This window comes from Gordonia prachuapensis (genome assembly GCF_036350515.1).
GTDB lineage: Bacteria > Actinomycetota > Actinomycetes > Mycobacteriales > Mycobacteriaceae > Gordonia > Gordonia prachuapensis.
In genome coordinates, this window is sequence record NZ_JAZDUE010000010.1 from 150,943 (window position 1) to 169,336 (window position 18,394).

At 65.5% G+C, this 18,394-nt stretch carries 14 protein-coding genes; 10 read left to right on the top strand and 4 right to left on the bottom strand.

Going from position 1 to position 18,394, the window contains the following annotated elements; all coding sequences use genetic code 11:
- Positions 1-52 precede the first annotated feature (52 nt).
- The 3 genes from V1Y59_RS13690 (at position 53) to V1Y59_RS13700 (ending at position 8,299) form a co-directional block, all read left to right on the top strand.
- Complete coding sequence (locus V1Y59_RS13690) at positions 53-421, top strand: hypothetical protein (protein ID WP_330505515.1); 369 nt, start codon at positions 53-55, stop codon at positions 419-421.
- A 390-nt stretch (positions 422-811) separates the two neighbouring features.
- Positions 812-4,300, top strand: a complete 3,489-nt coding sequence (rpoB, locus tag V1Y59_RS13695) for a DNA-directed RNA polymerase subunit beta (RefSeq protein WP_330505516.1) — start codon at positions 812-814, stop codon at positions 4,298-4,300.
- 42 nt (positions 4,301-4,342) lie between these two features.
- Positions 4,343-8,299, top strand: a complete 3,957-nt coding sequence (locus V1Y59_RS13700; protein WP_330505517.1) for a DNA-directed RNA polymerase subunit beta' — start codon at positions 4,343-4,345, stop codon at positions 8,297-8,299.
- Between the two features lie 439 nt (positions 8,300-8,738).
- On the opposite strand, the gene V1Y59_RS13705 is transcribed toward V1Y59_RS13700, so the two are convergent.
- Positions 8,739-9,188: a MarR family winged helix-turn-helix transcriptional regulator gene (locus tag V1Y59_RS13705; protein ID WP_330505518.1), complete on the bottom strand. Its 450-nt coding sequence runs from the start codon at positions 9,186-9,188 to the stop codon at positions 8,739-8,741.
- 94 nt (positions 9,189-9,282) lie between these two features.
- Here V1Y59_RS13705 and V1Y59_RS13710 point away from each other — a divergent pair, with 94 nt between their 5' ends.
- Both V1Y59_RS13710 and V1Y59_RS13715 read left to right on the top strand, forming a co-directional pair.
- Positions 9,283-10,161 carry a hypothetical protein gene (locus V1Y59_RS13710; RefSeq protein WP_330505519.1) on the top strand — a complete coding sequence of 293 codons (879 nt, stop codon included), beginning with the start codon at positions 9,283-9,285 and terminating at the stop codon, positions 10,159-10,161.
- A gap of 33 nt (positions 10,162-10,194) precedes the next feature.
- Entirely contained in the window at positions 10,195-11,070 is an 876-nt protein-coding gene (locus V1Y59_RS13715; protein WP_330505520.1) for an alpha/beta fold hydrolase, read from the top strand.
- Positions 11,071-11,175: 105 nt separating this feature from the next.
- Here the strand turns inward: V1Y59_RS13715 and V1Y59_RS13720 are convergent, their stop codons facing one another.
- Positions 11,176-11,355 carry a hypothetical protein gene (locus tag V1Y59_RS13720; protein ID WP_330505521.1) on the bottom strand — a complete coding sequence of 60 codons (180 nt, stop codon included), beginning with the start codon at positions 11,353-11,355 and terminating at the stop codon, positions 11,176-11,178.
- A gap of 216 nt (positions 11,356-11,571) precedes the next feature.
- Here V1Y59_RS13720 and V1Y59_RS13725 point away from each other — a divergent pair, with 216 nt between their 5' ends.
- Both V1Y59_RS13725 and V1Y59_RS13730 read left to right on the top strand, forming a co-directional pair.
- Positions 11,572-12,948, top strand: a complete 1,377-nt coding sequence (locus tag V1Y59_RS13725; protein WP_330505522.1) for a hemolysin family protein — start codon at positions 11,572-11,574, stop codon at positions 12,946-12,948.
- Positions 12,935-13,981: a hemolysin family protein gene (locus V1Y59_RS13730; protein ID WP_330505523.1), complete on the top strand. Its 1,047-nt coding sequence runs from the start codon at positions 12,935-12,937 to the stop codon at positions 13,979-13,981. The genes V1Y59_RS13725 and V1Y59_RS13730 overlap by 14 nt, the downstream gene beginning before the upstream one ends.
- Before the next feature lie 6 nt (positions 13,982-13,987).
- Here the strand turns inward: V1Y59_RS13730 and V1Y59_RS13735 are convergent, their stop codons facing one another.
- Complete coding sequence (locus V1Y59_RS13735; RefSeq protein ID WP_330505524.1) at positions 13,988-14,881, bottom strand: AlbA family DNA-binding domain-containing protein; 894 nt, start codon at positions 14,879-14,881, stop codon at positions 13,988-13,990.
- A gap of 126 nt (positions 14,882-15,007) precedes the next feature.
- Here V1Y59_RS13735 and V1Y59_RS13740 point away from each other — a divergent pair, with 126 nt between their 5' ends.
- The 3 genes from V1Y59_RS13740 to V1Y59_RS13750 are packed head-to-tail and all read left to right on the top strand — an operon-like array spanning position 15,008 to position 17,220.
- Positions 15,008-15,352: a WXG100 family type VII secretion target gene (locus V1Y59_RS13740; protein WP_330505525.1), complete on the top strand. Its 345-nt coding sequence runs from the start codon at positions 15,008-15,010 to the stop codon at positions 15,350-15,352.
- Between the two features lie 15 nt (positions 15,353-15,367).
- Positions 15,368-16,507, top strand: coding sequence for a hypothetical protein (locus V1Y59_RS13745; protein ID WP_330505526.1), 1,140 nt, complete (start codon positions 15,368-15,370; stop codon positions 16,505-16,507).
- Positions 16,504-17,220, top strand: coding sequence for a hypothetical protein (locus V1Y59_RS13750; RefSeq protein WP_330505527.1), 717 nt, complete (start codon positions 16,504-16,506; stop codon positions 17,218-17,220). The genes V1Y59_RS13745 and V1Y59_RS13750 overlap by 4 nt, the downstream gene beginning before the upstream one ends.
- Before the next feature lie 50 nt (positions 17,221-17,270).
- Here the strand turns inward: V1Y59_RS13750 and V1Y59_RS13755 are convergent, their stop codons facing one another.
- Entirely contained in the window at positions 17,271-18,392 is a 1,122-nt protein-coding gene (locus V1Y59_RS13755; protein WP_330505528.1) for an amidohydrolase family protein, read from the bottom strand.
- Positions 18,393-18,394: the final 2 nt, after the last annotated feature.

Here is an 18,394-nt window from a genome sequence, read left to right on the forward strand (position 1 = left end):
CAACGAGGCCGAGGGCGTTTCCAGGGCGTTCTTTCGACAGCGTGGAGGATCGGTGAGCGAAGGGCTGTTGGCGCTTGATCTCACAACTCCGGAGCGCGATATTCTGGTGACCGGGCTGGTGGAATGGGGCGGTCCCGTTGCGATGTCGGATGCGTTGGCTGTCGCGATCGGGTTCGACGACGCCGCAGAATTCAGGGCACGCAAGCGGGATCTGCTGGATGCACTGCAGGGAGCAGGAGAGCTGAGTCTTCGAGACTGGAGACGGACGTTGGCGGCGGCCGAGGTCAATTTTGCCAGCAATGTCATCGGTGTGGGTCTGGAGTGGACGGACTTCAGTCTCATCTCGGATGAGGAGACCTTTGCGGCAATGCGATCGGTGCAGTTGAAGCTGGCGTTGCACCCATCCCGACACCAGGATTGATTCGCCGAGGGCCGCACGTGATCTGCCCGCGATCAGCCAGCCGGCCGCCGGGCCCAGCTCGTCGCCCGTCGAAACCACTCCGGTTCTGCAACAAATCTGCGTGTACCGCTTGACGTGGCCGCGACGTCGGGCCAGTCTGTCACCAGTGATCGACGTGCAGGCAGCCATCAGCGCGGAGCCACTTCAAGACGCGGCTTGACAAAGTGCGTCTATTTTCTGCTACAGTTGGACGTTGCGCTGGCTGCCTCCTGTCCATGTATCGATCCTTCCTCTGGCCACCTTTGCTGTGTGTGCTCGTGGTGATCGCCGAAATCGCAGGTGTCACCAGCGAACGGCCCATCAAGCCAAGCACCGAGCTAGGTAGAACACTTCGTGTTGGAAGGACGCATCTTGGCACTCGACCGCCAGTCCACCTCAACCATCCCCGGCGCGCCCAAGCGCGCATCGTTTGCAAAGATCGACGAGCCACTGGAGGTCCCCGGCCTCCTCGACCTCCAACTCGATTCGTTCGAGTGGCTCGTCGGATCCCCCGAGTGGCGTGCCAAGGCCATCGCCCGGGGTGACGACAACCCGACCGGCGGCCTCGAGGACATCCTGCACGAACTGTCCCCGATCGAGGACTTCTCCGGCTCGATGTCGCTGTCCTTCTCCGACCCGCACTTCGACGAGGTCAAGGCCTCCGTCGAGGAGTGCAAGGACAAGGACATGACCTACGCGGCGCCGCTGTTCGTCACCGCGGAGTTCATCAACAACAACACCGGTGAGATCAAGTCGCAGACCGTCTTCATGGGCGACTTCCCGATCATGACCGACAAGGGCAGCTTCATCATCAACGGCACCGAGCGTGTCGTGGTGAGCCAGCTGGTGCGTAGCCCCGGTGTCTACTTCGACTCCTCGATCGACAAGGCCACCGAGAAGAACCTGCACACCGTCAAGGTGATCCCGGGCCGTGGTGCTTGGCTCGAGTTCGACGTCGACAAGCGCGACACCGTGGGCGTTCGCATCGACCGCAAGCGTCGCCAGCCGGTCACCGTGCTGCTCAAGGCACTGGGCCTGACCACCGAGGAGATCGCGGAGCGCTTCGGCTTCTCCGAGATCATGATGTCCACCCTGGAGAAGGACAACACCGCCAACCAGGACGAGGCGCTGCTCGAGGTCTACCGCAAGCTGCGTCCGGGCGAGCCGCCGACCAAGGAGTCCGCGGAGAACCTTCTGGAGAACCTGTTCTTCAAGGAGAAGCGCTACGACCTGGCCCGCGTTGGCCGCTACAAGATCAACAAGAAGCTCGGCCTCACCGACAACCCCATGTCCGGCGAGGGCGTGCTGACGCGCGAGGACATCGTCGCGACGGTCGAGTACCTGGTCCGCCTGCACGAGGCCGATCCGCACACCACCACCTTCATGACGGTGCCCGGTGGCGTCGAGGTCCCGGTCGAGGTCGACGACATCGACCACTTCGGCAACCGTCGTCTGCGTACCGTCGGCGAGCTGATCCAGAACCAGATCCGCGTGGGTCTGTCGCGTATGGAGCGTGTCGTGCGTGAGCGCATGACCACCCAGGACGTCGAGGCGATCACCCCGCAGACCCTGATCAACATCCGTCCCGTCGTGGCGGCGATCAAGGAGTTCTTCGGCACCAGCCAGCTGTCGCAGTTCATGGACCAGAACAACCCGCTGTCGGGCCTCACGCACAAGCGTCGTCTGTCGGCGCTGGGCCCCGGCGGTCTGAGCCGTGAACGTGCCGGCCTCGAGGTCCGCGACGTCCACCCGAGCCACTACGGCCGTATGTGCCCGATCGAGACCCCTGAGGGTCCGAACATCGGTCTGATCGGTTCGCTCTCGGTGTACGCGCGGGTGAACCCGTTCGGCTTCATCGAGACCCCGTACCGCAAGGTCGAGAACGGTGTGGTCACCGACAGCGTCAAGTACCTGACCGCCGACGAAGAGGACCGCTACCTCGTCGGCCAGGCCAACACCAATTACGACCTGAACGGGCAGATCACCGACAGCCGTGTGCTGGTCCGCAAGAAGGGCTCCGAGGTCGAGTTCGTCAACCCCGATCAGGTCGACTACCTCGACGTCTCGCCGCGCCAGATGGTGTCGGTCGCGACCGCGATGATCCCGTTCCTCGAGCACGACGACGCGAACCGCGCCCTGATGGGTGCCAACATGCAGCGTCAGGCCGTGCCGCTGGTGCGCAACGAGTCGCCGCTGGTCGGTACCGGCATGGAGCTGCGTGCCGCCGTCGACGCCGGCGACGTGGTCGTGTCCACCAAGACCGGTGTGGTCGAGGAGGTCTCCGCCGACTACATCACCGTGATGGCCGACGACGGCAGCCGCGACACCTACCGGATGCGGAAGTTCGCCCGCTCCAACCACGGCACCTGCGCCAACCAGCGCCCGATCGTGGACGAGGGCCAGCGTGTCGAGACCGGCCAGGTCCTGGCCGACGGTCCGTGCACCGAAGACGGTGAGATGGCCCTGGGCAAGAACCTGCTCGTGGCGATCATGCCGTGGGAGGGTCACAACTACGAGGACGCGATCATCCTGAGCCAGCGTCTCGTCGAAGAGGACACCCTCACCTCGATCCACATCGAGGAGCACGAGATCGACGCCCGCGACACCAAGCTCGGTGCCGAGGAGATCACCCGGGACATCCCGAACGTCTCCGACGAGGTCCTCGCCGACCTCGACGAGCGTGGCATCGTGCGTATCGGTGCCGAGGTCCGCGACGGCGACATCCTGGTCGGCAAGGTCACCCCGAAGGGTGAGACCGAGCTGACCCCGGAAGAGCGTCTGCTCCGCGCGATCTTCGGTGAGAAGGCGCGCGAGGTTCGTGACACCTCGCTTAAGGTGCCGCACGGCGAGACCGGCAAGGTCATCGGCGTGCGCGTGTTCAGCCGCGACGACGACGACGATCTGGCTCCCGGCGTCAACGAGCTCGTGCGTGTGTACGTCGCTCAGAAGCGCAAGATCCAGGACGGCGACAAGCTGGCCGGCCGCCACGGCAACAAGGGCGTCATCGGCAAGATCCTCCCGCAGGAGGACATGCCGTTCCTGCCCGACGGCACCCCGGTCGACATCATCCTGAACACCCACGGTGTGCCGCGTCGTATGAACATCGGTCAGATCCTGGAAACCCACCTCGGGTGGGTCGCCAAGGCCGGCTGGAACATCAACGTGGCCTCCGGCGTGCCGGACTGGGCGTCGAAGCTGCCCGAGGAGATGTACTCCGCGGAGCCCGACACCAACACCGCCACCCCGGTGTTCGACGGTGCGCGCGAGGAGGAGCTGCAGGGCCTGCTGGGTTCGACGCTGCCCAACCGCGACGGCGAGGTGATGGTCAACAGCGACGGCAAGGCGACGCTGTTCGACGGTCGCTCCGGCGAGCCGTTCCCGTACCCGGTCTCGGTCGGCTACATGTACATCATCAAGCTGCACCACCTGGTCGACGACAAGATCCACGCGCGTTCGACCGGTCCGTACTCGATGATCACGCAGCAGCCGCTCGGCGGTAAGGCGCAGTTCGGTGGTCAGCGCTTCGGTGAGATGGAGTGCTGGGCCATGCAGGCCTACGGCGCCGCCTACACGCTGCAGGAGCTGCTCACCATCAAGTCGGACGACGTGGTCGGCCGCGTGAAGGTGTACGAGGCGATCGTCAAGGGCGAGAACATTCCCGAGCCGGGCATCCCGGAGTCGTTCAAGGTGCTTCTCAAGGAGCTGCAGTCGCTGTGCCTGAACGTGGAGGTGCTGTCGTCCGACGGTGCCGCGATCACGATGCAGGACTCCGACGACGAGGATCTCGAGCGCGCTGCGGCGAACCTGGGAATCAACCTGTCGCGCAACGAGTCCGCGACGGTCGACGATCTCGCGAACTGACCCTCACCGACCCACGACATTAGAGCTCTCGAAAGGTAACAAGTGCTCGACGTCAATTACTTCGACGAACTGAAGATCGGTCTCGCCACGGCCGATGACATCCACAACTGGTCGTACGGTGAGGTCAAGAAGCCCGAGACCATCAACTACCGCACCCTCAAGCCGGAGAAGGACGGACTCTTCTGCGAGAAGATCTTCGGACCGACCCGCGACTGGGAGTGCTACTGCGGCAAGTACAAGCGCGTCCGCTTCAAGGGCATCATCTGTGAGCGCTGCGGCGTCGAGGTGACCCGCGCCAAGGTGCGTCGTGAGCGGATGGGCCACATCGAGCTGGCCGCCCCGGTCACCCACATCTGGTACTTCAAGGGTGTGCCGAGCCGGCTCGGCTACCTGCTCGACCTGGCGCCGAAGGATCTCGAGAAGATCATCTACTTCGCCGCCTACGTCATCACCTCGGTCGACGACGAGCTGCGTCACGCGGAGCTGTCGACCCGTGAGGCCGAGATCGAGGTCGAGAAGAAGGCCGTCGCCGACCAGCGTGACGTCGATCTGAACGAGCGTCAGCAGAAGCTGGAAGAGGATCTCGCCGAGCTGGAGGCAGAGGGCGCCAAGGCCGACGTGCGCCGCAAGGTGCGCGACGGTGCCGAGCGTGAGATGCGTCGTATGCGCGACCACGCGCAGCGTCAGCTCGACGAGCTCGAGGAGATCTGGGATCGCTTCGTCAAGCTGAGCCCGGGCGAGCTGATCATCGACGAGAAGCTCTACCGTCAGCTCGACGAGCGTTTCGGCGAGTACTTCGCCGGCGCGATGGGTGCCGAGGCGATCAAGAAGCTCCTGGAGAACTTCGACATCGACGCCGAGGCCGACTCGCTGCGCGAGACCATCCGCAACGGCAAGGGCCAGAAGAAGCTGCGCGCACTCAAGCGACTGAAGGTCGTCGCCGCGTTCCAGCAGTCGGGCAACTCGCCGCTGGGCATGGTGCTCGACGCCGTGCCGGTGATCCCGCCGGAGCTGCGTCCGATGGTGCAGCTCGACGGTGGCCGCTTCGCGACCTCCGACCTCAACGACCTGTACCGCCGTGTCATCAACCGCAACAACCGCCTCAAGCGACTGATCGACCTCGGTGCCCCCGAGATCATCGTCAACAACGAGAAGCGGATGCTGCAGGAGTCGGTGGACGCCCTGTTCGACAACGGCCGTCGCGGCCGTCCGGTCACCGGACCGGGCAACCGCCCGCTGAAGTCGCTCTCGGATCTGCTCAAGGGCAAGCAGGGTCGTTTCCGTCAGAACCTGCTCGGCAAGCGTGTCGACTACTCGGGCCGTTCGGTCATCGTCGTCGGCCCGCAGCTCAAGCTGCACCAGTGCGGTCTGCCCAAGCTGATGGCGCTCGAGCTGTTCAAGCCGTTCGTGATGAAGCGTCTGGTCGACCTGAACCAGGCACAGAACATCAAGTCGGCCAAGCGCATGGTGGAGCGTCAGCGTCCGGCCGTGTGGGACGTCCTCGAAGAGGTCATCGGCGAGCACCCGGTGCTGCTGAACCGCGCACCGACGCTGCACCGCCTCGGCATCCAGGCCTTCGAGCCGCAGCTGGTGGAGGGCAAGGCCATCCAGCTGCACCCGCTGGTGTGTGAGGCGTTCAACGCCGACTTCGACGGTGACCAGATGGCCGTGCACCTCCCGCTGTCCGCGGAGGCGCAGGCCGAGGCGCGCATCCTGATGCTGTCGTCGAACAACATCCTGTCGCCGGCATCGGGCCGTCCGCTCGCCATGCCGCGTCTGGACATGGTGACCGGCCTGTACTACCTGACCACCCTCAAGGAGGGTGCGACCGGCGAGTACAGCCCGGCATCGAACGACGACGTCGAGCGCGGTGTCTACTCCACTCCGGCCGAGGCCATCATGGCCGTCGACCTCGGTGCACTGACCGTGCAGTCGCGCATCAAGGTGCGCCTGACCGATCAGCGCCCGCCGGCCGACATCGAGGCCGAGCTGTTCCCGGACGGCTGGACCTACGGTCAGGCCTGGGATTGCGACACCACACTGGGCCGCGTCATGTTCAACGAGCTGCTCCCGGTGGAGTACCCGTTCGTCAACGAGCAGATGCCGAAGAAGCGTCAGGCCGTCATCATCAACGACTTGGCCGAGCGGTACCCGATGATCGTGGTCGCCCAGACCGTCGACAAGCTCAAGGATGTCGGCTTCTACTGGGCCACCCGTTCGGGTGTGACCGTGTCGATGGCCGACGTGCTGGTGCCGCCGCAGAAGAAGGAGATCCTCGACAAGTACGAGGAGCGGGCCGACGGCCTGGAGCGCAAGTTCCAGCGCGGTGCGTTGACTCCGGAAGAGCGTCGTGACGCGCTGGTCGAGATCTGGAAGCAGGCCACGGAAGAGGTCGGCCAGGTCATGGAGGCCCACTACCCCGACGACAACCCGATCCCGATGATCGTGAAGTCGGGTGCGGCGGGCAACATGACCCAGATCCGTTCGCTGGCGGGCATGAAGGGTCTGGTGACCAACCCGAAGGGTGAGTTCATCCCGCGTCCGATCAAGTCCTCGTTCCGTGAGGGCCTGACCGTGGCCGAGTACTTCATCAACACCCACGGTGCCCGTAAGGGTCTGGCCGACACCGCGCTGCGTACCGCCGACTCGGGTTACCTGACCCGTCGTCTGGTGGACGTGTCCCAGGACGTCATCGTCCGCGAGACCGACTGCGGCACCGAGCGTGGCATCAACACCACGATCGCCGAGAAGCAGCCCGACGGCACGCTGATCCGCGACGCGCACGTGGAGACCTCCACCTACGCGCGCACGTTGGCGACCGACGCGCTCGACGAGAACGGCAACGTCATCGTCGAACGTGGTCACGACCTCGGCGACCCGGCCATCGAGGCACTGTTGGCTGCAGGTATCACCCAGGTCAAGGTGCGGTCGGTGCTCACCTGCGCCACCGGCACCGGTGTGTGCGCGCACTGCTACGGCCGTTCGATGGCGACCGGCAAGCTCGTCGACATCGGCGAGGCCGTCGGCATCATCGCGGCCCAGTCGATCGGTGAGCCCGGTACCCAGCTGACGATGCGTACGTTCCACCAGGGTGGCGTCGGTGAGGACATCACCGGCGGTCTGCCCCGCGTCCAGGAGCTCTTCGAGGCGCGCGTGCCCAAGGGTGTCGCGCCGATCGCGGAGGTCTCCGGCCGGGTGCGTCTCGAGGACGACGACCGCTTCTACAAGATCACCATCATCCCCGATGATGGCTCGGAAGAGGTTGTCTACGACAAGATCTCGAAGCGTCAGCGTCTGCGTGTGTTCAAGCACGACGACGGTTCCGAGCGGCTGCTGGCCGACGGTGACCACGTCGATGTGGGCCAGCAGCTCATGGAGGGTTCGGCGAACCCGCACGAGGTGCTGCGCGTGATGGGCCCGCGTCAGGTGCAGGTGCACCTCGTCAACGAGGTCCAGGAGGTCTACCGCAGCCAGGGTGTGTCGATCCACGACAAGCACATCGAGACCATCGTGCGTCAGATGCTGCGTCGCGTGACGATCATCGACTCCGGTGCCACCGAGTTCCTGCCCGGTTCGCTCACCGAGCGTGCCGAGTTCGAGTCGGAGAACCGTCGCGTCGTGACCGAGGGTGGCGAGCCCGCCGCCGGACGTCCGGTGCTGATGGGTATCACCAAGGCCAGCCTCGCGACCGAGTCGTGGCTGTCGGCGGCGTCGTTCCAAGAGACCACGCGTGTCCTGACCGATGCGGCCATCAACAGCCGCAGCGACAAGCTCATCGGTCTCAAGGAGAACGTGATCATCGGTAAGCTGATCCCGGCCGGTACCGGCATCAACCGGTACCGCAACATCCAGGTGCAGCCGACCGAAGAGGCACGCGCCGCGGCCTACGCGGTGCCGTCCTACGACGACACCTACTACAGCCCGGACGGCACCTTCGGTGCTCCTGCCGGTGCTGCGGTGCCGCTGGACGACTACGGCTTCTCCAACGACTACCGGTAGGCCCCACTGGTGATCGAGTAGTCCGAGGCTAGCTTCCACCGGTGATCGAGTAGTCCGAGGCGCTAGCCGAGGACGTATCGAGATCACGTAAGCCGAATCGCAAACGGCCCCTGCACTTTCGAGTGCGGGGGCCGTTCGCATTTCCGGCCGCAGTTCCAGGTTCCGGCTTGGACCCGAAACTGCGGCCAGAACCTGCAGGTGCGGCCAGAACCGCCACCCGCCGATCGAGTGGTCCGCCCCACCCGCCGATCGAGTGGTCCGCCCCACCCGCCGATCGAGTGGTCCGCCCCACCCGCCGATCGAGTAGTCCGCCCCACCCGCCGATCGAGTAGTCCGAGGCGCTAGCCGAGGGCGTATCGAGATCGCGTAAGCCGGATCGCCAACGGCCCCCGCAGCTTCGGAGAGCGCGGGGGGTCGCGTACTGCGGCCAGAACCGCAGCTACCCCTCGATCTCCGCCGCGAACGACTCCTCAACGGACGCCAGGAACCCGGCGATCACCCGGAGCTCAGCCTCGTCGTAGTCGGCCAGGTGTTGGAGCCAGGATCGCACCAGGGGAGCGAACAGCGGCGCGATCTCCTGACGTGCGCGATCGTCGACGAGTTGCACGGCGACCCGTCGGCGATCCTGCGGATCCCGCGTGCGAGTGACGAACCCGGCGCGCTCGAGCCGATCGATCATCGTCGTCGTCGATGCGGTCGTAATGCCCAGGTGCCTGGCGAGTTCGCCGGCTGTCTTCGAGCCGGACTGCAGGGCCTGCAGACAGAACATGTCACTGGTGTTGATGTTCAACGACGATGCGGCCGAGTGGTTCATCCGCATTCCCCACTCCACCGTGCGGCCCAGCCGCTGAGCGATCTCGCGCGTGAGATCCGCATGAGCGCTTGACACCCGTAAATACCTCGCTAATCTGATAACTAGTTTATCTAGTCAATAGGTAATCTACTCTCCTTCAGCCGGGTCACTATATCGTCGGGAGCCACCCATGACCAGACGTTCACTGCTATCCATTCCCATCCTGCTCGTCGGTGTCCTCGCCGCGTGCAGTTCGCCGACCGATGAATCGGCGCAGAGTACCGTCGACCGCTACCTCGGGAAGTGGAACTACGATCAGCCCGATCCGTCGTCGGGCGTGAACATGGCCGAACTCGCACTGCCGACGGGCCCACAGCGGGCGCCACAGGTGGGCGATGTCGTCTTCACCCGGGATCCGCAGAATCCCAACGGCGACATCGTGTTCGGGCGCACCGACGTGGGCTGCACCTGGCGATTCCACGCCGGCGAAGACGCATTGCGCCTCGATCCGCCCGCGCAGCTGTGCAACAACCCGACCTCCAACGTCTCGTACACGATCACATCGTGGACGGCGACTGTCGACGGGGACGCCATGACGGAGAAGATCACCGCCAAGAGCCACCGGGCGGACCGGGACCTCGACTTCGCGTTGCCCACCGGGGCGCGAACGAGAACCGACGACGGCGACGGGGCGGCGGTCTCCGCGTTCGTCGGGACGTGGCGGTTCGATGCCGCAGACCCCGCGTCGATGCGCAACATCAGCGTCGTGCGTGCCGCGGACGGCGTGCGACCGGCCCCCGAGCAAGGGGCTGTCCTGATGACCGCGGACTACGGCAACCGCATCACGGCGCAGACCGACGACGGCTGTGTCTGGTCGATGCTCGTCCGTGGAAACACCGCGAAACTGGACCCGCCGGTGCAGACCTGCCCCCGGCCCGGCAACACGACCAGGACGATCCGGTCGTGGACCGCAGCGTCGGACGGCACGCGACAGACCGCCATCGTCCACGGCACGAATGAGCAGAATGCGCCCTTCACCCTCGGATACGCTGCGATGCAACGTGTCTGACCGATGGCGTCCATCCAGACAGAAGGACTGATCATGACCACATCGGAAACCCACACCCTCGACGTGTCCGGTGCAGCACTGACCTACGACATCCGCCCCGCGGCCATTGGTGCATCGAACCGACCACTGTTTCTCGTCGGATCTCCCATGGACGCAAGCGGGTTCGCAACCCTCTCGGGCTACTTCGCGGATCGGGTGATCGTCACCTATGACCCGCGGGCCGTCGGCCGTAGCCGCCGGACCGACGACGCCGCGGAGTACACCCCACTCGTCCATGCCGACGACATCGCCGCGGTCATCACCGAACTCGATGCCGGTCCGGTGGACATGTTCGCCAGCAGCGGGGGAGCGGTCAACGCGCTGGCGCTGGTCGGACGCGGGGACGGCGACCTGCTGACCACCCTTGTGGCGCACGAACCGCCGACGGCACAGTTTCTGCTCGACCGTGATGTGATCCTGGCGGTGTGCGACGACATGTACGACACGTATCAGGTGCGGGGACTCGGGCCGGCGATGGCGAAGTTCATCGCCCTGGTCTCCCGGAAGGGGGAGTTGACCTCGTCGTATCTGGTTGAATCGGAACCGGATCCGGCCCAGTTCGGTCTGCCGACGGAGGATGACGGGGACCGCTCCGACCCGCTCATCGGGTTGAACATCAGGACCTGCACCAGCTACGAGTTCGACATCGATGCGTTGCGCGCAGCGTCGACCCGGGTGGTGATCGGCACGGGCGTCGAATCGTCAGGCGAGGTCGCCCATCGGGGCGCCGCCGCGCTGGCCGCGGCGGCCGGCCTCGAACAAGTTGATTTCCCCAGTGGGCACAACGGTTTCCTGGGTGGCGAGTACGGCATGCACGGCGAACCCGAAGGCTTCGCCCAGACCCTGCGTCGCATCCTCGACGGCGAGTGAGGCAGGTCGGCCAGGAGCGTACGGGTCAGCGTTCGACGGAGAACCGCACCGCGGCCCGCACCTGCGCGGCGACCGCCGAACCGGCGCCCACTGGCGGGGGAACCTTCAGGGTGACGTAGTCGCGGCCCAGTGGGTTGCCGTCGTCATCGACGCCGACCAGCAGGGTGCCGCCCCGCCGTTGAGGAAACCGGACACGGTCTTGACAATCACGTGCTCCATCCGCGCATCCTTGTCGCCGGTGTGCATGTTGATCCGTGCGGACGACTTGAACTCGACGCGGTCCACTTGCCGAGGACATCTCGAGATCACGCAAGCCGAAACACCCACGGCCCTCACACTTTCGAGTGCGGGGGCCTACAGGTGCGGCCAGAAGGTGCTCCGCAGGGACAGATCCCGCACGAAATCGCACGCGGTCCGTCTCGTCATCGATCGGTAGAGTCGTGTTGTGGACTACACCGGCGAGAACCGCTCGGAGGCCTCGGTCCGCACGAAGGACGGCGCGTGCTGACCGAGTGGTTACTCCTGCTCGTCGCGGTGCTCCTGATAGGTGCCAACGCGTTGTTCGTCGCCGCGGAGTTCTCGTTTGTCGCGGTCGATCGACCCGCCGTCCACGAGGCAGCGCGCGGCGGTGATCGGCGCGCGCAGTCGGTGGCGATGGCGTTGCGCGCACTGTCGACGCAGTTGTCGGGCGCGCAGCTGGGTATCACCGCGTCCAGCCTCCTCGTCGGCTACGTTGCCGAGCCGTCGGTCGCCGCGTTGATCCGCGGCCCGATCGCGTTTCTGGGTGTCCCGGAGCGGGCGAGCATGGGTGTATCGCTCACCATCGCGTTCCTTGTCGCCACCATCGTGCAGATGGTGTTCGGTGAACTGGTCCCGAAGAACTGGGGGATCTCCGAGCCCATGCGAGTGGCACGGGCGGTGTCCACCCCGCAGCGCGTGTTCACCGCAACCGCCAAACCGCTGATCGTCGTCCTCAACGGCGCATCCAACCGCATCGTGCGGATGCTCGGCATCGAGCCGCGGGAGGAACTCGCCTCGGCGAGGTCGGCTCGGGAACTCGGTTCGATGGCTGTCCGGTCCGCCCAGCGGGGTGTGCTCGATCGAAGGCTCGCGCGCCGGGTCGAAGAAGCTGCAGTCTTCGCACAGCGCACCGCGGCCGACGTCATGACCCCGCGGCCGCGCGTCACCTTCTTGGACCGCGACACCACGATCGGTGAGGTTCTCGCGTTGGTGTCGAGCACCGGACATGCCCGATTCCCGGTGACTGGCGACTCGGTGGACGACATCGTCGGAGTCGTTCACTTCAAGGCGGCGCTCGCTGTCGCGGTCGAGGATCGGTCGACCACGGTCGCGGCCGACATCATGGCACCGATTCGTGCCGTACCCAGCTCGATGGGGCTGGGTGAGGTACTCGGCGAGTTGCGCGGTGGTCTACAACTGGCGGTCGTCGTCGACGAGTGGGACGGCACCGATGGGGTCGTCACTCTGGAGGATCTCGTCGAGGAGGTACTCGGCGACATCACCGACGAGCAAGACCGTCCGGGAGGTGGGCCCCGGCGCCTTCCTGGTGGCGGTTGGTCGATCCCCGGTTTGATGCGCCCCGACGAGGTCGCCGACGTGACCGGAATAGCGCTGCCCGAACCGGAACACAGCGAGACCTCCGGCGGACTCGTCGTGGAGACGCTGGGCCGATTCGCTCGAGTCGGCGACGAACTCCACCTCGACGCCCACGACATCCACCGGCCGGATGTGGATGGGGTCCCCACGCCGGTGACGGTCAGGGTTCGGGTCACCCAGGTCGATGGGCGCCGCGTGGCACGTGTCCAGATCGTGTTCGAGCGCGTGGACGATTCGCCATCGGGTGATGACAGTGGTTGACGTCGTCGGGATGGTGGTCGGGATCGTGTTGCTGGCCGGCAACGCGTTCTTCGTCGGTGCCGAGTTCGCCTTGGTGGCGTCGCGCCGTACGCAGATCGAACCGCTCGCCGCGAGTGGCAGGCGGGCGGCGCGGATGACGCTTCGTGCCCTGGAGAATGTGTCGCTGATGATGGCAGGCGCTCAGTTGGGGATCACCATGTGCTCGCTCGGGCTCGGTGCGATCGCCGAACCCGCTGTGGCACATGCGCTCGAGATCCCGCTGGAGGCCCTCGGTATGCCATCGGCACTGCTGCACCCGATCGCTCTCGCGATCGCCTTGGCGATCGTGCTGTCACTGCACATGACGGTCGGGGAGATGGTGCCGAAGAACATCGCGATTGCCGGGCCGGGCCGTGCGGCATTGATCCTCGGGCCGCCGCTGTACGCGATCGTCACCGTGTTGCGACCGTTCCTGGGCCTGATCAACTGGATCGCCAACCACATCCTCACCCTGCTGAAGGTGGAGCCTCGCGACGAAGTTGCATCCACCTTCACCGCCGACGAGGTTGCGGCCTTCATCGAGGAATCCAAGGGGGAGGGTTTGCTCGACGACAGCACGCACACCCTGCTGACAGGCTCGATCGCGATCGCCGGCACGCCCGTTCGCGCCATCGCGGTGCCGATGACGAGACTGATCGCGATCGATCGGCACGACACGATCGGGGATCTTCACCAACTGTGCGTCGACACCGGTTTCTCGCGCTTCCCGATCCGCGACGACCGGGGCGTGATCTCCGGCTACGTCCACATCAAGGACATCCTGCACGTGCCCCCCGATTCGGTTCTGCCCGACGAACACATCCGTTCCATCATCCGGGTGCGTGAGACGGACAGTCTGGAGCAGGTGTTGTCGGAGATGCAGGTCCGCGGCACCCATGTCGCCCTGGTGACCGCGGACGACGACTCGATCGTCGGCGCCGCGATGCTCGAGGACGTCATCGAGCACCTGGTGGGCGAGGTCGCCGATGCGGCTGCCGCAGGACGGTCGGAGTAGGTCGGGTCAGCGTTCGACGGAGAACCGCACCGCGGCACGCACCTGCGCGGCGACCGCGGAACCGGCGCCCAGTGGCCACCGGTTCATGACGTAGTCGGCCGCCTGGTCGACCGTGAGCTGGCGTGTGGAGTTGCCGGTGCGTACCCAGAACTCGGGTGTGGCGTTCTTGCCGGCACGCAGATACACCGGTCGCGTCGACGGTGAGCAGCTGATCCGGCAGACCGGCTGCGCCCCGTCGTCTGTGGTCACGTCCTCGATGCTGACGCCGATGGCGGCGGCCGCGTTCTGGCCGAGCGACGTCGTGAACAGATCCCGCAGCCACAGCTCGAACCGATCGGCGTCAGGCACCTTCAACGTGGCGTAGTCGCGATCGAGGCCCAGCGGGTTGCCGTCGTCGTCGACGCCGACCAGCAGGGTGCCGCCCCCGCCGTTGAGGAAACCGGACACGGTCTTGACGATCACGTGCTCCATCCGCGCATCCTTGTCGCCGGTGCGCATGTTGATCCGTGCGGTCGACTTGAACTCGACGCGGTCGGACTCACCCGCTGCCAACAGCTCGGCGATCGGGACGTGGTGCTGTCGCTGGAAGTGGGTCGCGATTGCGCCATAGGTGGCGACCGCGCCGATCGAACTGAGCAGGCAGAGGATGACGGTGACGGCGCTCCACACCCGGGCGTCGGGGTTCACCACGCCGGCGACCAGGAGGCCTACCGCCGATCCCAGAATCGACAGGACGACGGACGCGGTGAAGCTCAGCCGGGCCCGACGCCGCAACACCCATCGCGCCACCGTGCCGAACACCATCGCGAGTACCAGCACGAACAGCAGGGCTCCCGCGGTGGCCCACACAGGTTCGGCGACGTCGAAGGCCTCGATGACGGTTGATCCTGGTTCGCGCACATCGGACAGTATGGCGAACCCGGATCGGCGGCGAATCGGCCGGTGGATGACGGAACCGACAAGCCCTCCCGCGCGTCCTACTCAGAGGGTGGATACGGTTGATCTACCAGTACGTGCGGGGGAGAGATGAGTTCAGAGGACGAGCTGAGGGCAGATTTTCGCGTCATGCGGGCGGCAGGGACGCGGATTGGCCAGACGGCCAGTGACGTCTCCGAGACCTTCGACCGTGAGCACAGCGAACTCGATGCGGCTCTCGGCGGCTGGGCCGGCGCTTCGAAGGCGGCGTTGTCCGCCGTCACAGGGCAGTGGCGCGCGACAGCCGACACCTTGGTGACGGCGGTCAATGATCACGCACGTGGGATTCACGACGCCGCGAACAGGTTCGAGAACGAGGAAATGAAGAACGCGGAGCGGCTCCGCAGGATCACCAGCGGCGACGACGACCAGCCACCGTTGCTGAATCTGGACTGAAGGCGCGGAGTCGCGATGACACCCGAGGACATCGACCGCTGGAACCCCGCGCAGATCGGAGAGGTCTTTCGCGTGTGCCAGGCTCGCCAGGAGGCGTGCTCGACCACGAGTGAACAACTCAGATCACCTGAGCTCTTCGAGACATGGGGTGGTACCGCAGGTAAGGCCGCGGACGAGGCGGCGGGGAAGAAGCGGGCAGACATCGACGCCCACGGAAACGAGGTGGCGGCGGTCGCAGAGGCCGCGTCGGTCGCGCAGGCAGAAGTCGAGGCGGTCAAGCGGCAACTCGAGGAGGTACGTGCCTTCGCCGCGGCCAAGGGCTTGGTGATCGATGACGCATCGGGGAACGTGGAACTCCCGTCGTGGGAGATCAGCACGATGAACGTCGACCGGGCGAACGATCGCGACACGGCGCAAGTCATGCTGAACCGGGTGATGCTGGCCGCCGACGATGCTGATCGCGATCTGGCGATGGCGATTCAGGTCGCGGTAGGTCAGCTGCCTTCACGCGCATCAAGCGGAGTGTCTCTGGGGCTCCCGCCTGCCGAAACCTTGGACCACCTCCCAGGACGCGAGTTCGAGACCGCGCCGGGTGTAACCACGGTAGGTCCGACCGCCAAGACCTCGAGCACCCGAGTGCTTCCGGTGCAGGTCCCCCGAGGTTGGAGTGATCCAGACATGTCATCGGATCTGGCCAGAATGTATGCAAAAGAGATCACGTTGGACCCAAACGCTCCCGGGGCGACGGGCGGCGCGTCGGGCAACTTGTTGGGCCGAAACCGCATCACCGATCAGGGAGTCGGGGTCCCGGGAATCGGCGAGGATCGGCGGGTATTGCCGAACAAGGCCGGCCGGCCCGAAACGGGTGGCGGACGTGCTGGCGGATCGTTGGATCTCGATGCCACAGAGAACCAACGCGTTCGGGTGGTGGGCGCGCAGCCCTCTCATGTCGGGTCGGTCGAGGTCGACGGGATCAGCTATCTGACAGTCACGTATGACTACGAATTCGAGGTGGACAAGGTGCGCACATACGGAGTCAATGGGATACAAGTACCGGACTCGAATAGCGCCAACTGGCAGTCGATCTCTGGCGCCGAGGCAGCCGGACTTGCCAATCGCGGTGTGCCACTGCCTGACCCGGGTGCGAATCGGTGAGCACTCTGGGAGGTTTCCGACACGAACGCGTTGTCGTCGGAATTGCTGCGCTAGCGATGGCTGTATGTGTTGCATGTAACGGTCCGGGGGAGCCAGAGCAGCCGGCCAACGCGATTGACGAGGCAAAGCTTCTCACGCAGGAAGCTTTCCCACCTGGATACAGCGTCCGACCGAACAACGAGACCTCACAGGACAAAGCGCGCTCCCTCTCCGAACTGGTCACCGGGCAGGAGTCGGACAATCCGGCGTGTGTCCAGGCAACGTCCGACCAGGTGCCTGTGGTCGCGGCATCGGAGCGAGTGGGAATCGTGGCAGTGGCACCCGAGAGGCCTCATGACGAGCGCTATTCGGAGTCGTTGGTGATTGATGGGCCGACGCTCGACGATCAGCGCGCTCTCGCGGAGACGTGTCGCGAGACGACCACCGAGGTCCCCGGTGTGGGAAAAGCTATCGAGACATACGGTGTTCTGCCCGCGCCCCCCGAGGTCATTGCCGAGGACAGTGTGGTCATTGTGATAGACGTGACGACGGACCCGCTGCCCGCTTCGGGTGAAATTCCGTCCCGAAGGCAGACAGTTGTCGGATATGCGCAGGTCGGGTCGCTTCAAGTCGAGTTCTATCAGGAGGTCGACGGATTTCAAGCGACGCCCGATTTCCAAGAGTTCAACGCCCTGTTCGCCGAGGCGGTCCGGCGTGTCTCTGATGTCGCCTAGATTGCTCGGTGGCATCCGATCTTTCGGAAGTGCAGGCATTGTCTGGAACATCAGGGTCCAGTGAGTCCGTACACCCGCCGCCCATTCCCGAACCCGATCAGTTCGGCCACCCGCACCGCGTCGTCGAGCGTCCACGCATCCGCGTCGATGAAGCGCTGAAGCGTCGTCGCCAACCCGTGGCGCCACAGCGCCGCACCAAGGTAGTGCAGTTCGGCCGGGCCGAAGGCGTCTGACGAGTAGAGGATCTTCCGGAACGGCGCCAACTCCAGCACGCGTGCGATCAGCTCGGGGGCGCGTGCGCCGAGGTGGTTCACCGCGAGCCCGACATCGACGTAGACGTTGCTGAAGGCCTGGGCGAGGTAACCGGCCTCGCGTTCGTAGGGATAGCAGTGCAGCAGCATCACCGGCGTGGCGCCACTGTTCCGCAGGAAATCCAGTAGCAGTAGGGGATTGGTGCGGTGGAGGTCGGCGTCGCGGTCACCGAGCCCCACATGCAGTTGCAGCGGTTTGCCCAGTCGCAGCCCGCGGTGCAGACCGAAGCGCAGCAACGTCCGGTCGGTCAGCCGTGATCGCCCGGCGTCACGCCACCGCCGGGCGGCCTCCTCGACCTCGCTCGGGTGCGGGTCGGTCACGTCGCCGTCGAAGCCGCCTCGGTAGGCCAGGATCGACTTCGTTCCCACCGCGGTCACGGACCGGTCGTCGAGAATCTCGTCGAATGCGGCGACGTAGCTGCCGCCGCGGGCGACGGCGTCCTCGGCGAGCGATTCGAGCCGGATCACCTCGTGCGCAGCCGATCCCGACCACACCGCCAGCGTGGGCGGATCGGCAACGCCGGGCAGACCTGTGTCGACGATCCAGTCGCTCACCCCGGCGGCGCCCAGGAATCGCCGCGCCACCTCGTCCTCGGCAAGCGCTGCCCGACATCGCCAGTAGTCGTCTGCGGTGACGTGTGCCGGCAGGCCGAGGACCGGTGCACACCAACGGCGCACGGCGAAACCGATCTGCGAGTCGAACGGGGCGTCGTCGGACTCGACAAGATCGGTGTTGCCCTCGTTCAGTGCGTTCTCGAACCGAGTTCGATCGGTACCGCCGGTCCAGCAGCCGTGAACGTGGTGATCCACCAGCGGGATGTCAGCGATGTGGTCGGCGATCGAACCGGGGGACAACGCCATTC